Below are 19035 nucleotides of genomic sequence, written 5' to 3'. Positions count from 1 at the left end.
GCAGCTGTCGTATCAGCGCGGTGCCAGCGCCTCTCCAAGTCGTTGAAGATAGGCCTCGAAGTGCCTGCCCAACTCGATTTTTCCGGGATGGCGCAACCATAGCAGCTGCAGGCCATCCATCATCGCGATCAGTTCGGCGGCGATCTGCTCCGGGTCGATTGCGGGATTGATCTCTCCGATCTCCTGACCTTGGCGCAGGCTGCGTGCGATGTACTGCAGCATCCATTCCGAGCGCTGGTGGAACCACGCCTGTGCAGGATGATCCTCGCTGAGGCTCTCGGCATTCAGTAGTGAAAAAGCCTTGATTACGCCGGGGATGTCGGCGTTGGCGCGATTGATCAGACGCAGTTGTTCCACCACCTGGTGCCAGGGGATCGGTGGGCCTGCGGCTGCATCCTCGAGCGTGTAGTGCTGCGGCAAGTGCGGCAGGCGCGGGCTGCGTTGATCGCGCACTTCCAGTACCGCAAGCAGCATGTCGGTCTTGCTCGGGAAGTGATGCAGCAGGCCGGGCAGGGTAAGGCCAACGTGGGTCGCGACTTCGGCGATGGAGGCATTGCTGTAGCCATCACGTGCAAACACATGCATTGCCGCATCGAGAATCTGCTGTCGTCGTTTGTCACCTTTGGGTGAGCGACGGCGTGCTTTGGGCGCGGGCGAAGCCTGCGTAGAGGTTGGCAAAACACACTCCAGTTTCGCGGTAGGTGCGCAGTGTATCCGTGTCGCCTGCGCGCGCCATCTGCGTTGAAACTGTGCCCATGTCACAGTTTTTGACAAACCTACTGGCTGCTAGGTTTACTGCGGCGGCGTCGGCGGAACGGCAAAGAGTCGAATCGCCGTAACAACATCCCGGAGGGGGATCGCACGCAGCTGCAACGCGCCGTCGCAGTGATTGCGGCGGTCGTGCAACGGCCGCCCCACCTGATGAAGAACGTGCCGAGAGGCCGACGTCGAGTGCCTGGGTCGGGCGAGTTCGCCTGCTCAGTGCATGCCGAGCTGTTGCCTCAGCGTGGGCGGTCGACGTTGTTGTGCAGGCCGCTCTTCATCAAATCGGGAGAGAAAAGTAATGAGCACGCGTGGATGTAACGGGAGGGACATCATCAGCAGCAGGTTGGTGCTGGCGATAGTCCTGGTACTTGCGGCGTCCGTGGCTTATGCGAAGCCCGCCGCTGAATCTGCCGCGAGTCTGGCTGATGCGCAGGCGTCGGCGGGATCTGCGGTGCCAGGCTGTCGCGACTACGACGCATTTGTGAGCCGTGGCTCTGAATCGCCGATCATCACCACCTGCGAGACGCTGTCGCCTGAGCTGTTGGGCCTTAGGCCGAAGCTGTACGACAAGGGTTGGATGTTCATGGGCTTCTACAGCGCATCGGAAACCTATGACCTGCGTGGACAGGAAGCCCGCCCGCAGGTGTACAACGGCCAGCGACCGAGTTTCAGTGGCACGCTGGCAACCATCACCACCTACGATTTGTCGCGTTTGGGTTGGTGGGGAAAGAAATCACAGCTCACCTTTGAAGCAAACAGCTGGCGCACGGTCTACCGTGATGCAGGGTTGAACGACGATGCGGCGGTGACGCAGTTGTCGGTCGAGCAGGAATTCGCTGATGGGCGTGTGCGCATCCAGTACGGTTACTACGGAATGCTTGGTCAATTCGTTGGCTTGTTCCTGGGCGCGAGCACGGCATCCTCCGCGCTCGGCCCATCCAGCATCATTCCCAATCTCGCCGGCATGGCAGCCTTCAAGCCAGTGCCTGGCATGGATATCCGCCTGTACTCGAAGAGTGGCCGGTTCTACGACCACTTTGGCGTGGCGCGTTCGCAAAGCCCTGATGGCTTTCTGGCTGACAGCGAGGCAAACCCTACCGGGCTGAAGTGGAGCGTGGAGGACGCAAAACCGATCTACGTCAACGAGATCGGCTATCGGGTTGCGTCCAGTGCGGGTCGTCGCATGACCTGGATACGACAGGGCACGGTCTACAACCGCACGCTCTACATCGACTATCGCAACCCGGATCGCAAGGGAACCAATCGCGCGTTCTACATCGTGGCCGATCATCAGTTAAGCCAACCCGATGCATCCACGCCCTATCGCGGCTGGTACTTCAATCTGAAAGCCGACCATGCTCCGGCCGAACACAATGTTTTCAGCTCTGACTATGCAGTGACCTTGTACAGCCTGGCGCCGTTCGCCAAGCGGCCAGGGGACATGGTGTCCTTCGGCTATACCCGCACCGAGGTTGGTGATGACGCACATCGCTATCTCGGTTCCCTTGGCATGGATCCAGTGCATTTCAGCTCCACCGGCTCGGTCTCGTACGCCCTGCGCGCGTTCCGCGGAATCTACTGGGTCAATACCTTGAGCTACACGCGCAACCCGGTGGTCACCACGCAGCATCCCGACGCGGTGAATCTGCAGAGTCAGCTGACTTTCTCGTTCTGATCTGGCGCTGGCCGCGTCCGTTGCTCCCGTGAGCGCATCGCAACAATGCAAACGCAACTTGTGGCGCGGGTGTGTTGACCAGCTGCTGACAGCGACTTCCTTGAATTGACGAGCCTGCGTCGCCTGTATGCGGATGCATCCCTTCCAGAACCACAGCGTCCTGCCGCCGACACGCGGGGCGCATACCGGAGTACATGAAATGGCAATGAGGCAGGAACTGTCCGGGCGCACGATGTTGACGCTCGGTATCGCGATGAATGTTGTGCTGTTCAACCTGGCCCAGGCCGAGGAGCTCCCGCAGTTGGGCACGGCACCGCTTGAGCAGGTGGTTGCTGCATTGAGCCTGCAGGAGAAGGTCGAACTTGTGACAGGCCAGGGAATGAATTTCCCCGGGTTGCCCGAGGACATGCAGGCGCCGGTGGTTGGTGGCATCGATGACAAGGTGGCCGGCGCGGCAGGCGCGACCGTGGCGGTGCCACGGCTTGGCATTCCGTCATTGGTGCTGGCTGATGGCCCGGCAGGCGTGCGCATCGACCCGACCCGCAAGGATGTACCCGGCAAGACATTCCATGCCACCGCATTCCCGATCGGTAGCGCACTGGCCAGCGCCTGGGATCCGGCACTGGTTCGCCAGGTAGGTGCCGCAATTGGCGATGAAGCAGCCGCCTACGGTATCGACGTGATGCTGACGCCCGCGCAGAACATTCATCGCTATCCACTGGGTGGGCGCAATTTCGAGTACTACTCCGAGGATCCGGTTGTCAGCGGTGAGACCGCTGCTGCCCTGGTGCAAGGGCTGCAGGGGCGCGGGGTTGGAGCATCGTTGAAGCACTTTGCGGTCAACAACCACGAGTGGAATCGCAACACCATCAATGCAAAGGTGGATGAAAGGGCCTTGCGCGAGATCTACCTGAAAGGCTTCGAGATATCCGCGCGCAAAGGCCAGCCATGGACGGTGATGTCCAGCTACAACAAGCTCAATGGCAGTTACACCTCGGAGAGCCAGTGGCTGCTGACTGATGTGCTGCGCGCGCAATGGGGATACCAGGGCGTGGTGATGACGGATTGGTTCGGCGGCGAGGATGCGATTGCACAGATGCGTGCAGGCAATGAGTTGTTGATGCCAGGGACCGGCAAACAGCGCAGGAGCATCCTCGCGGCGGTAGCTGACAGTACGTTGAGTGAATCGGTATTGGATCGCAACGTCACCCGGATACTGGAGCTGATCCTGCGTAGCCGGGCATTCAGGCAATTGCCGCATTCGGACCAGCCGGATCTACAGGCTGGGGCGCAGATTTCGCGTAGCGCTGCAACACAGGGCATGGTGTTGCTGAAGAACGCCGACACGACACTTCCATTGCCTGCTGCAGCCAAGGTGGCCCTGCTTGGCCATGCCAGCTACGAGGTGATCATCGGCGGAACGGGAAGTGGCGATGTCAACGAGGCCTATTCCGTCAGCTTGCAGCGCGGCCTGCAGAACGTCGGCTTCAGCAACGCGAGTGGGCTGGATCAGGACTACAGTCGTTATATCGGTGAAGAGGTTGCCAAACTGCCGAAGACGGAGTGGTACCTGAGCCCGCCACGGATTGCCGAACGGCTTGTAAGCGACGAGGCGTTGCGGCGGCTGGCGCAACAGCAAGATGTCGCGGTGGTGACCATCGGCCGCGGCTCAGGTGAGTTCGTTGATCGCAAGGACGAAGGTGATTTTCGCTTGACGCCGGCCGAGCATGCATTGCTTGAACGTACCGCCAGTGCTTTCCACGCGCAGGGCAAGAAACTTGTGGTGGTGCTCAACGTTGGCGGTGTGATCGAGACCGCCAGCTGGAACCGTTTTGCTGACGCGATCCTGCTGGCATGGCAGCCCGGGCAGGAGGCGGGCAATGCAATAGCGGATGTACTCTCCGGGGCGGTCAATCCCTCCGGGAAGTTGGTTGACACGTTTGCCCTGCAGTTGAGCGACTACCCGGCAAGCAAAGGATTTCCCGGCAAGGAGCTGCTGGGCCCTGATCCGAACGACAAGTCCCTGTTCGGCCAGATCGCACGCGCAGCCGAGGTGGAATACAGCGACGGCATCTGGGTGGGCTATCGCCACTTCGATACGCACAAGGTCGAGGTCGCCTATCCGTTTGGCTTTGGCCTGTCATACACCACGTTCGGTTACAGCGATCTGCAGGTCGACGCCAGCCAGCCGGGTCTGGTGCGTGCCAGCGTCAAGGTCACCAATACCGGCAAGGTTGCCGGGCGCGAGGCGGCACAGGTCTACGTGAGTGCACCACAGGGCGCGTTGGAAAAGCCTGCGCAGGAGCTACGTGCGTTCGCCAAGACCGCTGAGCTGCAACCCGGGCAATCGCAGGTGCTGCAGTTCGAGATCGACGGCAAAGACCTGGCTTCGTTCGATGCAAGCCGGGGCCGCTGGGTGGCCGATGCGGGCACCTACAGCCTGCGTGTGGGTGCGTCTTCGCGTGATATACGCGCGCAGCAGGCATTCCAGAAGCAGCAGGAAAGCGAGTACGCGCCTTGATGGGTGCATTCGCTTGAGATCCAGCAGCCGGGGCAAGCTTGCTGCTTGCCCCGGCCTGTATTGGGTTACAGGTCCTGCAGGTTGTCGAGCTTGCGCAGCTGCGGCGCTTTCCATGCGGTGATGGCGGCCACGCCAAGCACCGCGCAACCGCCGATGACTACCGCAGGCACCAGGGTCAGCAGGCGCGCCATGCTGCCGCCGTAGAACGCGCCCAGTTCGTTGGACGAGCTGATGAAGATGCCGTTGATCGACGACACCCTGCCGCGCATTTCATCCGGCGTCACCAGCTGCATGATGGTTGAACGCACCACCACCGACACGCCATCGCAGGCGCCGTAGAAGACCAGGATCATGGCCGACAACCAGAAGCTCTTGGACAGGCCAAAGGCGATCACGCACAGGCCGAAGCCAGCCACTGCAAACAGCAGCACGCGCCCGGCATTGCGCCGCAAGGGATGACGTGCCAGCCACAGGCCGACCGCGATCGAGCCCAATGCGGGTGCCGCACGCAGGATGCCCAGACCTTCCGGGCCGTAGTGCAGGATGTCCTGGATGAAGGCCGGCAGCATTGCCACCACGCCGCCAAGCAACACCGAGAACATGTCCAGTGCCATCGCGCCGAGCATGATCTGGTTGGACAGCACGAAGCGCGCGCCTTCGGCGATGCTGGCGAAGATCGGTGCGCGGGTCTGCGGCGGCGCCGGTTCGCTGACCTTGAGTGACGCCAGGGCGAGCAGTGCCAGCACGGCCATCGTTGCCGCCACACCATAGGACAGGCCCTTGCCGCCAACTGCGACCAGCACGCCGCCCAGCGCGGGGCCGATCACCATGCCCATCTGGAACACCACGGTGCCGAAACCGGCACCACGTGCGAACTGCTCACGTTTAAGCACGCGTGCGAACAAGGCGTTGTAGACCGGCGACAGGAAGGCGCGGACCATGCCGGTCAGTGCGACCGCAAGATAGATTGGCCACACGCCTTTGACCGGCAGCCAGCCGGTAGCCACTGCCACCAACATGATGGCAGTAGCGATCAGTCCCAGACAGGCCGTCATGCCCAGCTTGCGACGCGGCAGGTGATCCACCAGATAACCGGCAAACGGCGCCACGCAGAAGTAGGGCAGCACCTCGGCCAGGCCGATCAGGCCCAGCGAGAACGGATTACGGGTGACTTCATAGATATGCCAGCCGACCGTGACCGCGACGATCTGGTAGGACAGCATGCCAGCGATGCGGTACAGCAGCAGCTGGACGTAGCCGGGCTGGCGCAACAACTCGGAGATGGAGCCGGTGTTGTTCACTGCTTGGCTTGGGCGGTTTCGCGGATGAAGGCCAGCATCGCCGCAAGGCCATTGCTGCGGGTCGGCGACAGGTGCTTGGCCAGACCAATGGCTGACACGTAGTCCGGTTCGGTGGCGAGGATCTCGCTGGCCGAGCGGCCGGAGTACACGCGCAGGGCCAGGTAGATCAGGCCAGAGACAATCGCCGAATCGCTGATCGCGTGGAACACCAGCTTGTCGGCATCGCCTTCGGGCACGATCCAGACCATGGACTGGCAACCGAGCAGGCGGTGCTCTTCGGTCTTCCATTCTTCCGGGAAAGTGGGCAGCTTGCGGCCAAGGTCGATCAGGTACTGGTAGCGCTCGGACCAGTCACCGAAGAAGGAGAACTCCTCGGCGATGGCGGCCTGGGCTTCGGCGGGGGTGGGTTCGAGCGGGAAGGGGGAGTTGATCATGGTTGGTCCTGTGCTTGGCCGGTCGCCTTGGTGGCGAGGGGCTTTGGAGTGGGGTAGCGGGAGGTCCCCCTCACCCCAACCCCTCTCCCGGTGGGAGAGGGGCTCAGTGCGCCGCGAGCGGACGCTATATGTGCAATTGCAGCTTTCGCTCAAGCCCCTCTCCCGCGCGCGGGAGAGGGGTTGGGGTGAGGGCAAGCCTTACCCGCGCTTCCAGCGCACACCCTGCGGCGTGTCTTCCAGCACGATGTTCTCCGCAGCCAACTGATCGCGGATGGCATCGGCGCGGCCGAAATCGCGCGCCTGCTTGGCGGCAATGCGTTCATCGATCAGTGCCTGGATGCGCGCATCGTCGGCTGCAGAAGTTCCTCGTGTGAACCATGCATTGGGTGCTTGCTGCAGAAGGCCCAGGGCCAAGCCTGCACCAAGAAGCTCGCTCTTCAGGTTCGCGAGTTCCAGCGCCTTGTCGCCAACTTGCTCGTACGCAGGCCCGCCGGGAGGGGCGAATTTATAGCGAATCTTCTTTGCAATCTCAGCGATTATTGCGAGAGCCTTGGGAGTGTTGATGTCATCGTTAAGCGCCTCTTCGATGCTGGAAGGCACGATTGGCTCTGCATGAAGGGTGTCTGTGATGAGCAACGTTCTGTAAAGGCCGTCTAACGTCTTAACCGACTGCTCGATCAGCGCATCGGACCACTCCAGCGGCTGCCGGTAATGCGCCGACAGCAGCGCATAGCGCAGCGCTTCCGGCGGATGCTGGCGGACGAGGTCGTGCACACGCTGGATATTGCCGATCGACTTGCTCATCTTGCCGCCGTCGAAGTTGAGCATGCCGTTGTGCAGCCAGAAGCGGGCGAAGGTCTGGCCGCCGTGGGCGCAGACGCTCTGCGCGATCTCGTTCTCGTGGTGCGGAAACTGCAGATCGACGCCGCCGGCATGGATGTCGATGGTCGGGCCCAGATGCGCTGCAGCCATTGCCGAGCACTCGATATGCCAGCCCGGACGGCCACGGCCCCAGGGCGAGGCCCAGCCCGGCAGGTCGTCGCTGGAGGGCTTCCACAGCACGAAGTCGCCGGCATCACGCTTGTACGGGGCCACTTCGACGCGGGCGCCGGCCAGCATTTCCTCCGGGTCCCGGCGCGAGAGCTTGCCGTAATCGGCGAAGCTGCTGACCGAAAACAGCACATGGCCCTCGGCGGCGTAGGCGTGATCGGTGCTGATCAGCTGCTCGATCATGGCGATGATCTGCGGCATATGCGCGGTGGCTTCCGGCTCGATCTCCGGCGGGACCACGCCGAGCGCGGCCATGTCCTCGCGGTAGGCGGCGGCAAAACGGTCAGTGATGGCCGAGATCGGCACCCCCTGGTCCTTGGCCGCGGCGTTGATCTTGTCGTCAACGTCGGTGATGTTGCGGGCGTAGCGCAGCTTTCCGTAGCGGCGGCGCAGCAGGTCGGCCAGCACCCCGAAGACCACCGGGCCGCGCGCATTGCCGATATGTACATAGTTATAGACCGTGGGGCCGCACACATACATGGTGGGGGCGGCGGGGTCGAGCGGAGCAAACGGCTCCAGCTGCCGCGTCAGGTTGTTGTGCAGGCGCAGGGTCATGGCAATCCGGGGGTGAGCGAACCGGCCAATTCTAGCGGTCCGGGCCGGGTCGGGCACCCCCGGGCTGGGCAATACGCGTACGGATGGGTAATGTTCAGGCCCGGGGCAGCTGTGCTGCCTACACTAGTACCCGCCACCCGCGCCCAAAGCACCAGCCGATATCTTGATGAAACCTGCTCCATTGCTGTCGATGATCTGCCTGTTGGCTGGCGCCGCCGTGCCCGCGCTTGCGCAGGAGCCAGAGCAGCGCAATCGCGTGGTGATCATGGAAAACGTGCGCTATGACTATGCGCAGGTGCTCAATGTCGAGCCGGTGTTCCAGACCCTGCGCGCCAGCCGTACCGAGGAGCACTGCGAGCCGGTGTCCACCCGCACGCTGGCGCCGGTGCAGGTCAAGGGCGAGGAAGACAAGGGCGGGTTCCGCCGCTTCTGGGACTCCGTGCGTGGCATGTTCAAACAGGAAGGGCAGGCGCAGGAAGAAGATATGGCGCTCGCCCCGCAGAACGTTGGCGGTTCTTCTGCGCTGCTGACCCCTGAATGCAAGATCGTCGAGGTCGGGCGTGAGTTCCGCCGGCCTATCGCCTATGACGTGGATTACGTCTACAAGGGCATCAAATTCCGCTCGCGGCTGCCGGAAGACCCCGGTAACCGGCTCAAGCTGCGGGTGTCGATCACCCCGGATATCGGCCAGGCGCCGCCTGCTGCCACCAGCGTTCCGTGATGTTGCACCGCGACACTTGCGCCGGCCCGACCCGCGTGCGAGTATGCGCGACGATGAAAGCCACCAGCTTCCAGCACGAAACCAGCACCGCCCGGATGGCCACCGGCATGACGTCGCGTGCCCGCCGACCGGAATCCCACATATTCGCTGGGTGACCGGAGCTTCGTGCTGTCCGTTCTGAAAACCCAGCCCAGGCTGGGTTTTTTCGTTTCTGGTTCGGTAAAAGTTTCAAACGCAATGAGCCGCGCGCATGCGCATCCGCCCACCGGCGACGGTGGTTTTCCGCAACAAAGGAAGGATCGATGTCTCTGAAGCACTTTTTGAACACCCAGGACTGGAGCCGCGCCGAGCTCGACGCGCTGCTCACCCAGGCGTCGTTGTTCAAGCAGAACAAGCTGGGTGATGACCTGAAGGGCAAGTCGATCGCCCTGGTGTTCTTCAACCCGTCCATGCGCACCCGCACCAGCTTCGAGCTGGGCGCGTTCCAGCTGGGCGGCCACGCGGTGGTGCTGCAGCCGGGCAAGGATGCATGGCCGATCGAGTTCAACCTCGGCACGGTGATGGACGGTGATACCGAGGAGCACATTGCCGAAGTGGCCAAGGTGCTGGGCCGTTACGTCGACCTGATCGGCGTGCGCGCCTTCCCGAAGTTCGTGGACTGGAGCAAGGACCGCGAGGACCAGGTGCTCAAGAGCTTCGCCAAGTATTCGCCGGTGCCGGTCATCAACATGGAGACCATCACCCATCCGTGCCAGGAGCTGGCGCACATCCTGGCGCTGCAGGAGCACTTTGGCACCAGCGACCTGCGCGGCAAGAAGTACGTGCTGACCTGGACCTACCATCCCAAGCCGCTGAACACCGCCGTGGCCAACTCGGCGCTGACCATCGCCACCCGCATGGGCATGGACGTGACCCTGCTGTGCCCGACCCCGGATTACATCCTGGACGAGCGTTACATGGGCTGGGCCGAGCAGAACGTGATCGAAAGCGGTGGCTCGCTGCAGGTCAGCCACGACATCCAGAGTGCCTATGCCGGCGCCGATGTCGTCTACGCCAAGAGCTGGGGTGCGCTGCCGTTCTTCGGCAACTGGGAGCCGGAAAAGCCGATCCGTGATCAGTACAAGCACTTCATCGTCGACGAGGCCAAGATGGCGCTGACCAACAACGGCGTGTTCAGCCACTGCCTGCCGCTGCGCCGCAACGTCAAGGCAACGGATGGCGTGATGGATTCGCCGCAATGTATTGCCATCAACGAAGCCGAGAATCGCCTGCACGTACAGAAGGCGATCATGGCGGCAGTGATCGGCAAGTAATGCTTTAGCCCCTCTCCCAGTGGGAGAGGGGTTGGGGTGAGGGCAACGCTCCTCGCTCCAGGCAACGCCTCCATTTCATTACCCCCTCCCCAACCCCTCCTTCGGCGGGCGAGGGGCTCAAAGATCAAAAGCAGAGATTCCTTCCCCATGAGCAAAGACATCGTCCTCGCCTTCTCCGGCGGCCTCGACACCAGCTTCTGCGTGCCTTACCTGCAGGAGCGTGGTTACAACGTGCACACCGTGTTCGCCGACACCGGCGGCGTGGATGCCGACGAGCGTGACTTCATTGAAAAGCGTGCGGCCGAGCTGGGCGTCACCAGCCACGTCACCGTCGATGGCGGCCCGGCCATCTGGAATGGCTTCGTCAAGCCGTTCGTGTGGGCGGGCGAGGGTTACCAGGGCCAGTACCCGCTGCTGGTCTCCGACCGTTACCTGATCGTCGATGCCGCGCTCAAGCGCGCCGCCGAGCTGGGCACCAACATCATCGCCCACGGCTGCACCGGCATGGGCAACGACCAGGTGCGTTTCGACCTGGCGGTGAAGGCATTGGGCGATTACCAGATCGTCGCGCCGATCCGTGAAATCCAGAAGGAGCACACCCAGACCCGCGCCTACGAGCAGAAGTACCTGGAAGCGCGCGGCTTCGGCGTGCGCGCCAAGCAGCAGGCCTACACCATCAACGAGAACCTGCTGGGCCTGACCATGTCCGGCGGCGAGATCGACAAGTGGGAAGCCCCGGGCGAAGGCGCCCGTGGCTGGTGCGCACCGCGCAGCGCCTGGCCGATCGAGCCGCTGACCGTGACCCTGAAGTTCGTTGAAGGCGAAGCAGTTGCGCTGGACGGCAAGGAACTGCCGGGTGAGCAGATCCTGGCCAAGCTCAACAAGCTGTTCGCGCAGTACGGCGTGGGCCGTGGCGTGTACACCGGCGACACCGTGATCGGCCTGAAGGGCCGCATCGTGTACGAAGCACCGGGCCTGGTCTCGCTGCTGGCCGCGCACCGCGCGCTGGAAGACACCGTTCTGACCAAGCAGCAGAACCGCTTCAAGCCGGAAGTCGCACGCAAGTGGGTGGAGCTGGTGTACGAAGGCTTCTACCACGACCCGCTCAAGACCGACATCGAAGCCTTCCTGAAGGCTTCGCAGGCCAAGGTCACCGGTGAAGTGGTGCTGGAAACCCGCGGCGGCCGCGTTGATGCGGTGGCGGTGCGTTCGGAGCACATCCTCAATGCCAAGGGCGCGACCTACGCGCAGTCGGCGGACTGGGGCGTGGAAGAAGCCGAAGGCTTCATCAAGCTGTTCGGCATGAGCTCCACGCTGTATGCGCAGGTAAATCGCTAAGGCGAGATGCGTGATGCTCAAAGCCCCTCTCCCGTTCACGGGAGAGGGGTTGGGGTGAGGGCAGCTTCTGCTTCTGTCGTTGTTCGCTCACAAGGCAGACAAGGCAAATCAAAAGCTCCCCCCATCCGCCCTTCGGGCACCTTCCCCCGCAAGCGGGAGAAGGGACGCCCTCCGATCATTGCTGTGAGACCTGCTGCCCGCCATGACCAAGCTGCTCCAATCCACCCTCGATCACCTGGAAAAGCTGGTGTCCTACGACACCCGCAATCCGCCGCGTGCCATCACCACCGGTGGCATCTTTGATTACCTGCGCGACAACCTGCCGGGCTTCAATGTCGAGGTGATCGACCACGGTGCTGGTGCGGTCAGTTTCTACGCGGTGCGCGGCACTCCCAAATACCTGTTCAACGTGCATCTGGATACCGTGCCGGATTCCCCGCACTGGTCGGCTGATCCGCACGTGATGCGCCGCCTCGATGACCGCGTTGTCGGCCTCGGCGTCTGCGACATCAAGGGCGCCGCCGCAGCGCTGGTGGCCGCCGCCAACCTGACCGATGGCGATGCTGCCTTCCTGTTCTCCAGTGACGAAGAAGCCAATGACCCGCGTTGCATCGCTGCCTTCCTGGCGCGTGGCATCGCCTATGAAGCGGTGATCGTCGCCGAGCCGACCATGAGCGAAGCGGTACTCGCGCACCGCGGCATCAGTTCGGTGCTGATGAAGTTCCAGGGCCGCGCCGGCCATGCTTCGGGCAAGCAGGATCCATCGGCCAGCGCCCTGCATCAGGCGATGCGTTGGGGCGGCAAGGCCCTGGACCATGTCGAGTCGCTGGCGCACGCGCGCTTCGGCGGCTTGACTGGCCTGCGCTTCAACATCGGCCGGGTCGAAGGCGGCATCAAGGCCAACATGATTGCGCCCGAAGCTGAGCTGCGTTTTGGCTTCCGACCGCTGCCGTCGATGGATATTGACGCGCTGCTGGGCACCTTCGCCGGTTTTGCCGAACCGCAGGCCGCGCACTTTGAAGAAACCTTCCGCGGCCCGAGCCTGCCCTCCGGTGATATCGCCCGCGCCGAGGAACGTCGTCTGGCTGCGCGTGATATCGCTGACGAGCTTGGCCTGCCGATTGGCAATGCCGTGGATTTCTGGACCGAGGCTTCGCTGTTCTCGGCCGGTGGTTACACAACCATGGTGTACGGCCCAGGTGACATCGCCCAGGCCCACACCGCCGATGAATTCGTGACGCTGGAGCAGTTGCAGCGTTACGCCGAATCGGTGCTGCAGATCCTGCAACGCGGCGCCTGAGCCGTTCGTGGCCCGGCGGCCTGCCGCCGGCTCCTTCCCGCGACGCTGAACGTCGCCACGTAGATACAAGTAATGTCCCCAGCCATGCAGCCGCACCGCCAGACCCGCCAGACCATCGTCCGCCTGCTTTCGAGCATGGCCAGCGCGAAGGAAATCAGCCAGTACCTCAAGCGCTTCTCGCAGCTTGATGCCAAGCGCTTTGCCGTGGTCAAGGTCGGTGGCGCGGTGCTGCGCGACGATCTGGAAGCGCTGACTTCGTCGTTGTCGTTCCTGCAGGAAGTCGGCCTGACCCCGATCGTGCTGCACGGTGCCGGCCCGCAGCTGGATGCCGAACTGTCCGCTGCCGGCATCGAGAAGAAGACCATCGATGGCCTGCGTGTGACCTCGCCGGAAGCGTTGGCTATCGTGCGCAAGGTGTTCCAGCAATCCAACCTCAAGCTGGTCGAGGCGCTGCAGCAGAACGGAGCGCGCGCCACTTCGATCACCGGCGGTGTGTTCGAAGCCGAGTACCTGGATCTGGATACCTACGGCCTGGTCGGCGAGGTGAAGAAGGTCAACCTCGCGCCGATCGAGGCCAGCCTGCGCGCCGGCTCGATCCCGGTGATCACCAGCCTGGGCGAAACCCCGAGCGGGCAGATCCTCAACGTCAATGCCGACTTCGCCGCCAATGAGCTGGTGCAGGAGCTGCAGCCGTACAAGATCATCTTCCTGACCGGAACCGGTGGCCTGCTTGATGAAGAGGGCAACCTGATCGATTCGATCAACCTGTCCACCGAGTACGACCAGCTGATGCAGCAGCCGTGGATCCACGGCGGCATGCGGGTCAAGATCGAGCAGATCAAGGACTTGCTGGATCGTTTGCCAGAAGAATCCTCGGTATCGATCACGCGCCCGGCCGATCTGGCCAAGGAACTGTTCACCCATAAGGGCTCCGGTACGCTGGTCCGCCGTGGTGAAAAGGTGCTAAAGGCAACGTCGTGGGATCAACTTGATACCGCACGCCTGAAGCGGCTGATCGAGTCGAGCTTCGGCCGCACGCTGGTGCCGGACTATTTCGAAAAGACCAAACTGCTGCGCGCCTATGTCAGCGAAAACTACCGCACTGCGGTGGTGCTGACCGATGAGGCCGAAGGCGTGTACCTGGACAAGTTCGCCGTGCTGGATGACGCACAGGGCGAAGGCCTGGGACGTGCCGTGTGGAACGTGATGCTGGAGGAAACCCCGCAGCTGTTCTGGCGCTCGCGCAACGGCAATCCGGTCAATCATTTCTACTATTCCGAGTCGGATGGCTGCTACAAGCTGGACCACTGGAAGGTGTTCTGGTTCGGCGCCAATGACTTCGACAGCATCAAGGGCTACGTCGCGCACTGCGGCGAGCGCAAACCGAGCCTGCAGGGATGAGCATGGATCTGGCCGCCGCCGGACACTGGGGTCAGGTGCCAATCCTGAAGGGGCGGCACGTGACCCTGGAGCCCTTGCAGCTCGCACATGTGCCGGCACTGCAGCGTGCCTTGGGGGAAGGCGAGTTGTCGCGCTGCTGGTACACCAATGTGCCAACCCCCGAGCACGCCGGTCACTACGTCGTCGCTGCGTTGGAAGCGCAGTCGCAGGGCCGGGTGCTGGCCTTCGTGGTTCGCGATGCCAGTGGCGAGGTGGTTGGCAGTACCCGCTTCTACGCGCTGGAAGCCGACGTGCCGCGTTTGAACATCGGCTACACCTGGTACCACCCGCGCGTGCAGCGCAGCGGTTTGAACACCGAAGCAAAGCTGCTGTTGTTGCATCACGCCTTTGAAACCCTGGGTTGTATCAGCGTTGGCTTCGAGACCAGCTGGTTCAATCATGCCTCGCGTACCGCCATCGCCCGCCTCGGCGCGAAGCAGGATGGCGTGCTGCGCAGCCACAAGCGTCACGCCGACGGATCGCGTCGCGATACCGTGGTGTTTTCCATCATCGACACGGAGTGGCCGGCGGTGAAAGCCCACCTGCAATTCCTTCTGGATTCGCATTCATGACTGACAAGAAATTCTCGGTAGGCATCGTTGGCGCGCGCGGTTACACCGGCGCCGAGTTGATCCGCCTGCTGGCCGCACACCCGCGCATCGAGCTGGCCTTCGTGTCCTCGCGTGAGCTCGACGGGCAGCGCGTGGCCGATCACAACGAGGACTACAAGGGCGAGTTGCGCTACGAAAGCCTGGGCCCGGACGCGGTTGCCGCCAAGGGTGTGGACGCGGTGGTGCTGGCGCTGCCGAATGGCAAGGGCGAGCCCTTCGTGGCCGCGCTGGATGCGGCCGCACCGGATACGGTGATCGTTGACCTGTCGGCAGACTACCGCTTCGACAATAGCTGGTACTACGGCCTGCCGGAGCTGACCCGCGCGCGCTATGCCGGGCAGAAGCGGATCAGCAACCCAGGCTGCTATGCCACTGCGATGCAGTTGGCGATCGCGCCGCTGCTGAGCCAGCTGGCTGGGCCGCCGACCTGCTTTGGTGTTTCCGGTTGGTCCGGCGCCGGCACTACGCCTTCTGACAAGAACAACCCCGAGCTGCTGCGCGACAACCTGATGCCGTATGCGCTGACCAACCACGTGCATGAGCGCGAGGTGTCGACCCAGCTCGGCGTGCCGGTGGAATTCATGCCACACGTGGCCCCGCATTTCCGCGGCATCACCATGACCGTCAACCTGTGGCTGCAGCAGCCGCGCAGCCGCGAGGAGATTGTCGCGCTGTATGAGCAGCGCTATGCCAACGAGCCGCTGATCGAAGTGGTTGATGAGGCGCCGTGGGTCAGTCGCATTGCCGGCAAGCACGGCGTGCAGATTGGTGGCTTCACCATGGCGCCGGGCAACAAGCGCGTGGTGGTGGTGGCGACCATCGATAACCTGCTCAAGGGCGCGGCCACGCAGGCATTGCAGAACCTCAACCGGGCGTTGGGGCTGGATGAGCTGATGGCGGTTCCGTACTGATTTGTTTGTGGGTAGTGCCGGAGACCTGATGGATCTTTGGCTTCGCGGCTTACGCCGCTCCTACAAATGCATTGTCTTCTGAGAGATCGACATGACTAATTTGCTTTGGCAGAAACCCGGCGTTGCGGTTGACGCGAAGATCCAGACCTTCCTGGCCGGTGACGATGTCATCCTGGACCGCGAGTTTTTCCTGCACGACATCCAGGCCAGCACCGCGCATGCCGAAGGCCTGCAGCACATCGGCATCCTCAGTGCCGATGAGTTGGCTGCGCTGAAGCGCGAGCTGGCAATCCTGGCCGACGATTTCCGCAGCGGGGCGTTCGTGCTGGACGAGCAGTACGAGGATTGCCATTCGGCCATCGAAGCGCGCCTGACCGAGCGTCTGGGCGATGCCGGCCGCAAGATCCACACCGGCCGCAGCCGCAATGACCAGATCCTGGTCGCCACGCGCCTGTGGCTGAAGGACAAGCTGGAGCGCGTAGCGCAGATCAGCACTGAAGTTGCCAAGGTCGCGCTGGACCGCGCTGCTGCCGAACAGCTGCAGCCGTTGCCGGGTTACACGCATATCCAACGCGCCGTGGTGTCCTCGGCGGGCATGTGGTGGGCCGGCTGGGCCGAAGCGTTCATCGACAACGCGATCCGTGCCCGCGACACGCGTGCGCTGATCGACACCAACCCGCTGGGTACGGCGGCCGGTTATGGCGTCAACCTGCCGCTCGACCGCGAGCACACCACGGCAGCGCTGGGTTTCTCGCGCATGCAGATCAGCCCGATCTATGCGCAGCTCTCGCGCGGCAAGTTCGAGTTGGCTGCGTTGGAAGCTTTGGGTGGCGCGACATTGGACCTGCGTCGTATCGCCTGGGATCTGTCCTTGTTCACCACCGGCGAGTTCGCATTCGTGGCGTTGCCGGCGCAGTACACCACCGGCAGCTCGATCATGCCGAACAAGCGCAACCCGGACGTCATCGAATTGATGCGCGCCACCCATGCCAGCATTGCCGCCGCGCGCACCGAGATCGAGCAGCTGCTGTCACTGCCGTCTGGCTACCAGCGTGACCTGCAGAACTCCAAGGGCGCGATCGTGCACGGCTTTGGTCGTGGTCTGGCGGCGCTGGAGCTGCTGCCGGCCTTGTTGTCGAACCTGGATTGGCGCGACGACAACATCCGCGCCGCGATTGATTCGGGCATGTACGCGACTGACGTTGCAGTGGAAGCCGCGGTGGCGGGTGTGCCATTCCGCGATGCCTACAAGGCTGCAGCGGAGGCCTCGGATACAGCGGGGCAGGGGCGTACACCCGAAGGCAGCTTGGCGGCGCGTGTGTCGCCCGGTGCTGCGGCGGATCTTAGGCTGGATGAGCTCGCCGCGCGCTGGAGCGCGTTGCAGGGCTGATGGCTGGATACGGGCGCCGAGAGGCGCCCGTATTGGTTTTTGCTCCGGCTTGAGCCCCTCTCCCGCCTGCGGGAGAGGGGTTGGGGTGAGGAGAAGCCTCTAGCTGGATAAAGTCAAAAGCCCCCTCATCCGCCCTTCGGGCACCTTCTCCCGCAGGCGGGAGAAGGGATGGCCAAAGCCACAGCAATAGCCACAGCCACAGCCACAGCAAGTTCCAAGCGAAAGCAATCGCGCCAACTTCAGCTTCGGCATGGTGTCATACGCAGCTAAAGGAGAATGCAATGAAGCTCTATCTGGTACTGGCAATGCGCAAGCCGTCGTTCGACGACGCGGTGATCGCCCCACACAAGGCCTTCCTCGATGCGCTCAGCGCCGACGATCAGCTGCACCTGACCGGCGGATTCAGCGACGGCACCGGCGGCGCCTACGTGCTGAAGAACGTCGACACCCTCGACGCCGCCAAGGCCATCGTCGCGACCGACCCCTTGGCCATCCATGGCAGCTCAGAGCTGACCATCCACGAGTGGAATACGCGCTGATCCCATGATTCAGACTTCGTTCTCACCGTTCACCGAGCAGGCTTTACCGCAGTGGCGTCGCGCCGTCCTCAAGGTCGGCAGCAGCCTGCTGGCTGCCGATGGCGGCGGCTTGACCCCGCGTTTCGCACTCGGTCTGGCGCAGTTCGTATCGGCCAATGTACTGGCCGGGCGCGAAGTGGTGATCGTTTCTTCCGGAGCAGTTGCCGCTGGCCGTGCGATAGTCCCGAAGGCAGCCGAAGCCGGTGCAGCCATGGCCGCACGGCAAGCCTTGGCCGCCCTCGGCCAGGCGCAGCTGATCGGGCTGTGGCAGCGCTTCTTCGAACGCCCGGTTGCGCAGGTGCTGCTTACCCATGACGACCTGCGTAACCGCCGTCGCTACCTCAATGCGCGGGCAACGCTCAATGAGCTGTTGGCACTCGGCGCGCTGCCGGTCATCAACGAGAACGACACGGTGTCCGTCGACGAACTCAAGCTCGGCGACAACGACAACCTCGCCGCCATCGTCGCCGCCTTGGTCGATGCTGATGCCTTGTTCATCGCTACCGACATCGATGGCCTGTACACCGCTGACCCGCGTAGCAATCCCGATGCGCTGCCGATCAACGAAGTCACCGAGCTGACCCCGGAAATCCTCGCCATGGCCGGCGGCAGCGGCAGCGCGGTGGGTACTGGTGGCATGCACACCAAGCTGCAGGCTGCCGCCAAAGCCGGTGCCGCGGGTATCGATACCTATCTATTCAATGGCCGTAGCGGCGATGTGGTCCGCGGTCTGGCGCAGGGCCGGTTGCATGGCACGCGCCTGCATGCCGGGCAGTCACGCATCGCCGCACGCAAGTATTGGCTGAAGCACGCGCCACTGGAGCCGGGCGCGATCCTGGTCGATGCCGGCGCTGCCCGTGCGCTGCGCGACAAGGGTGCCTCACTGCTGCCCGGTGGCGTGGTAGGGGCGGAAGGCGAGTTCCGCCGTGGCGATATGGTGGAAGTGCGCCTGTTCGATCCGCAGAGGCAGCAGCGCGTGGCACGCGGCGTCAGCCAGTACTCTGCCGTCGATATCCGCCGCATCAGCCAGCATCACACCAGCGAGATCGAATCCATCCTTGGTTACAACTACGGCGACAACGTGGTCCATCGCGATGACCTGGTGTTGCTGTGAGCTTCCTTTTGAAAATTG

General features: G+C 63.1%; 16 protein-coding genes. 12 read left to right on the top strand and 4 right to left on the bottom strand.

Annotation, left to right across the window (positions count from 1 at the left end):
* Window positions 1-12 precede the first annotated feature (12 nt).
* On the bottom strand, window positions 13-762 hold the full coding sequence (locus Q5Z11_RS12885) for a TetR/AcrR family transcriptional regulator (protein ID WP_303750033.1): 750 nt from the start codon (window positions 760-762) through the stop codon (window positions 13-15).
* A 301-nt stretch (window positions 763-1063) separates the two neighbouring features.
* On the opposite strand from Q5Z11_RS12885, the gene Q5Z11_RS12880 reads away from it, so the two are divergent.
* Both Q5Z11_RS12880 and Q5Z11_RS12875 read left to right on the top strand, forming a co-directional pair.
* A complete protein-coding gene (locus Q5Z11_RS12880) occupies window positions 1064-2440 on the top strand; it encodes a carbohydrate porin (RefSeq protein ID WP_303746785.1) in 1377 nt (458 codons plus the stop codon).
* A 205-nt stretch (window positions 2441-2645) separates the two neighbouring features.
* Window positions 2646-4961, top strand: coding sequence for a beta-glucosidase (locus Q5Z11_RS12875; RefSeq protein WP_303746784.1), 2316 nt, complete (start codon window positions 2646-2648; stop codon window positions 4959-4961).
* Window positions 4962-5026: 65 nt separating this feature from the next.
* On the opposite strand, the gene Q5Z11_RS12870 is transcribed toward Q5Z11_RS12875, so the two are convergent.
* From Q5Z11_RS12870 to cysS, 3 genes are all read right to left on the bottom strand, one after another.
* Window positions 5027-6262: an MFS transporter gene (locus Q5Z11_RS12870; RefSeq protein WP_303746783.1), complete on the bottom strand. Its 1236-nt coding sequence runs from the start codon at window positions 6260-6262 to the stop codon at window positions 5027-5029.
* On the bottom strand, window positions 6259-6696 hold the full coding sequence (locus Q5Z11_RS12865; protein ID WP_303746782.1) for a SufE family protein: 438 nt from the start codon (window positions 6694-6696) through the stop codon (window positions 6259-6261). Before Q5Z11_RS12865 ends, Q5Z11_RS12870 begins: the two co-directional genes overlap by 4 nt.
* 198 nt (window positions 6697-6894) lie before the next feature.
* Entirely contained in the window at window positions 6895-8301 is a 1407-nt protein-coding gene (gene cysS, locus Q5Z11_RS12860) for a cysteine--tRNA ligase (RefSeq protein WP_303750032.1), read from the bottom strand.
* Window positions 8302-8467: 166 nt separating this feature from the next.
* Here cysS and Q5Z11_RS12855 point away from each other — a divergent pair, with 166 nt between their 5' ends.
* From Q5Z11_RS12855 to proB, 10 genes are all read left to right on the top strand, one after another.
* On the top strand, window positions 8468-9022 hold the full coding sequence (locus Q5Z11_RS12855) for a hypothetical protein (RefSeq protein WP_303746781.1): 555 nt from the start codon (window positions 8468-8470) through the stop codon (window positions 9020-9022).
* Window positions 9023-9324: 302 nt separating this feature from the next.
* Window positions 9325-10335, top strand: a complete 1011-nt coding sequence (locus tag Q5Z11_RS12850; protein ID WP_303746780.1) for an N-acetylornithine carbamoyltransferase — start codon at window positions 9325-9327, stop codon at window positions 10333-10335.
* A gap of 147 nt (window positions 10336-10482) precedes the next feature.
* Entirely contained in the window at window positions 10483-11673 is a 1191-nt protein-coding gene (locus tag Q5Z11_RS12845) for an argininosuccinate synthase (RefSeq protein WP_303746779.1), read from the top strand.
* Between the two features lie 202 nt (window positions 11674-11875).
* Complete coding sequence (locus Q5Z11_RS12840; protein WP_303746778.1) at window positions 11876-12973, top strand: acetylornithine deacetylase; 1098 nt, start codon at window positions 11876-11878, stop codon at window positions 12971-12973.
* A 72-nt stretch (window positions 12974-13045) separates the two neighbouring features.
* Window positions 13046-14374, top strand: coding sequence for an acetylglutamate kinase (locus tag Q5Z11_RS12835; protein WP_303746777.1), 1329 nt, complete (start codon window positions 13046-13048; stop codon window positions 14372-14374).
* Window positions 14371-14985 (top strand): GNAT family N-acetyltransferase, encoded by a 615-nt coding sequence (locus Q5Z11_RS12830; protein WP_303746776.1) that lies wholly within the window; start codon window positions 14371-14373, stop codon window positions 14983-14985. Before Q5Z11_RS12835 ends, Q5Z11_RS12830 begins: the two co-directional genes overlap by 4 nt.
* Window positions 14982-15935, top strand: coding sequence for an N-acetyl-gamma-glutamyl-phosphate reductase (gene argC, locus Q5Z11_RS12825; RefSeq protein WP_303746775.1), 954 nt, complete (start codon window positions 14982-14984; stop codon window positions 15933-15935). The genes Q5Z11_RS12830 and argC overlap by 4 nt, the downstream gene beginning before the upstream one ends.
* Window positions 15936-16026: 91 nt before the next feature.
* Window positions 16027-17325, top strand: coding sequence for an argininosuccinate lyase (locus tag Q5Z11_RS12820; protein WP_303746774.1), 1299 nt, complete (start codon window positions 16027-16029; stop codon window positions 17323-17325).
* A 281-nt stretch (window positions 17326-17606) separates the two neighbouring features.
* Window positions 17607-17864 carry a YciI family protein gene (locus Q5Z11_RS12815; protein WP_303746773.1) on the top strand — a complete coding sequence of 86 codons (258 nt, stop codon included), beginning with the start codon at window positions 17607-17609 and terminating at the stop codon, window positions 17862-17864.
* A gap of 4 nt (window positions 17865-17868) precedes the next feature.
* Window positions 17869-19017 carry a glutamate 5-kinase gene (gene proB / locus Q5Z11_RS12810; protein WP_303746772.1) on the top strand — a complete coding sequence of 383 codons (1149 nt, stop codon included), beginning with the start codon at window positions 17869-17871 and terminating at the stop codon, window positions 19015-19017.
* The last annotated feature ends 18 nt before the right edge of the window (window positions 19018-19035 follow it).

Source organism: Stenotrophomonas sp. 610A2 (genome assembly GCF_030549615.1).
GTDB classification, from domain to species: Bacteria; Pseudomonadota; Gammaproteobacteria; order Xanthomonadales; family Xanthomonadaceae; genus Stenotrophomonas; species Stenotrophomonas pigmentata.
The sequence above is the reverse complement of the archived record's forward strand: the minus strand, read 5'-3'. Positions and strand labels throughout refer to the sequence as shown.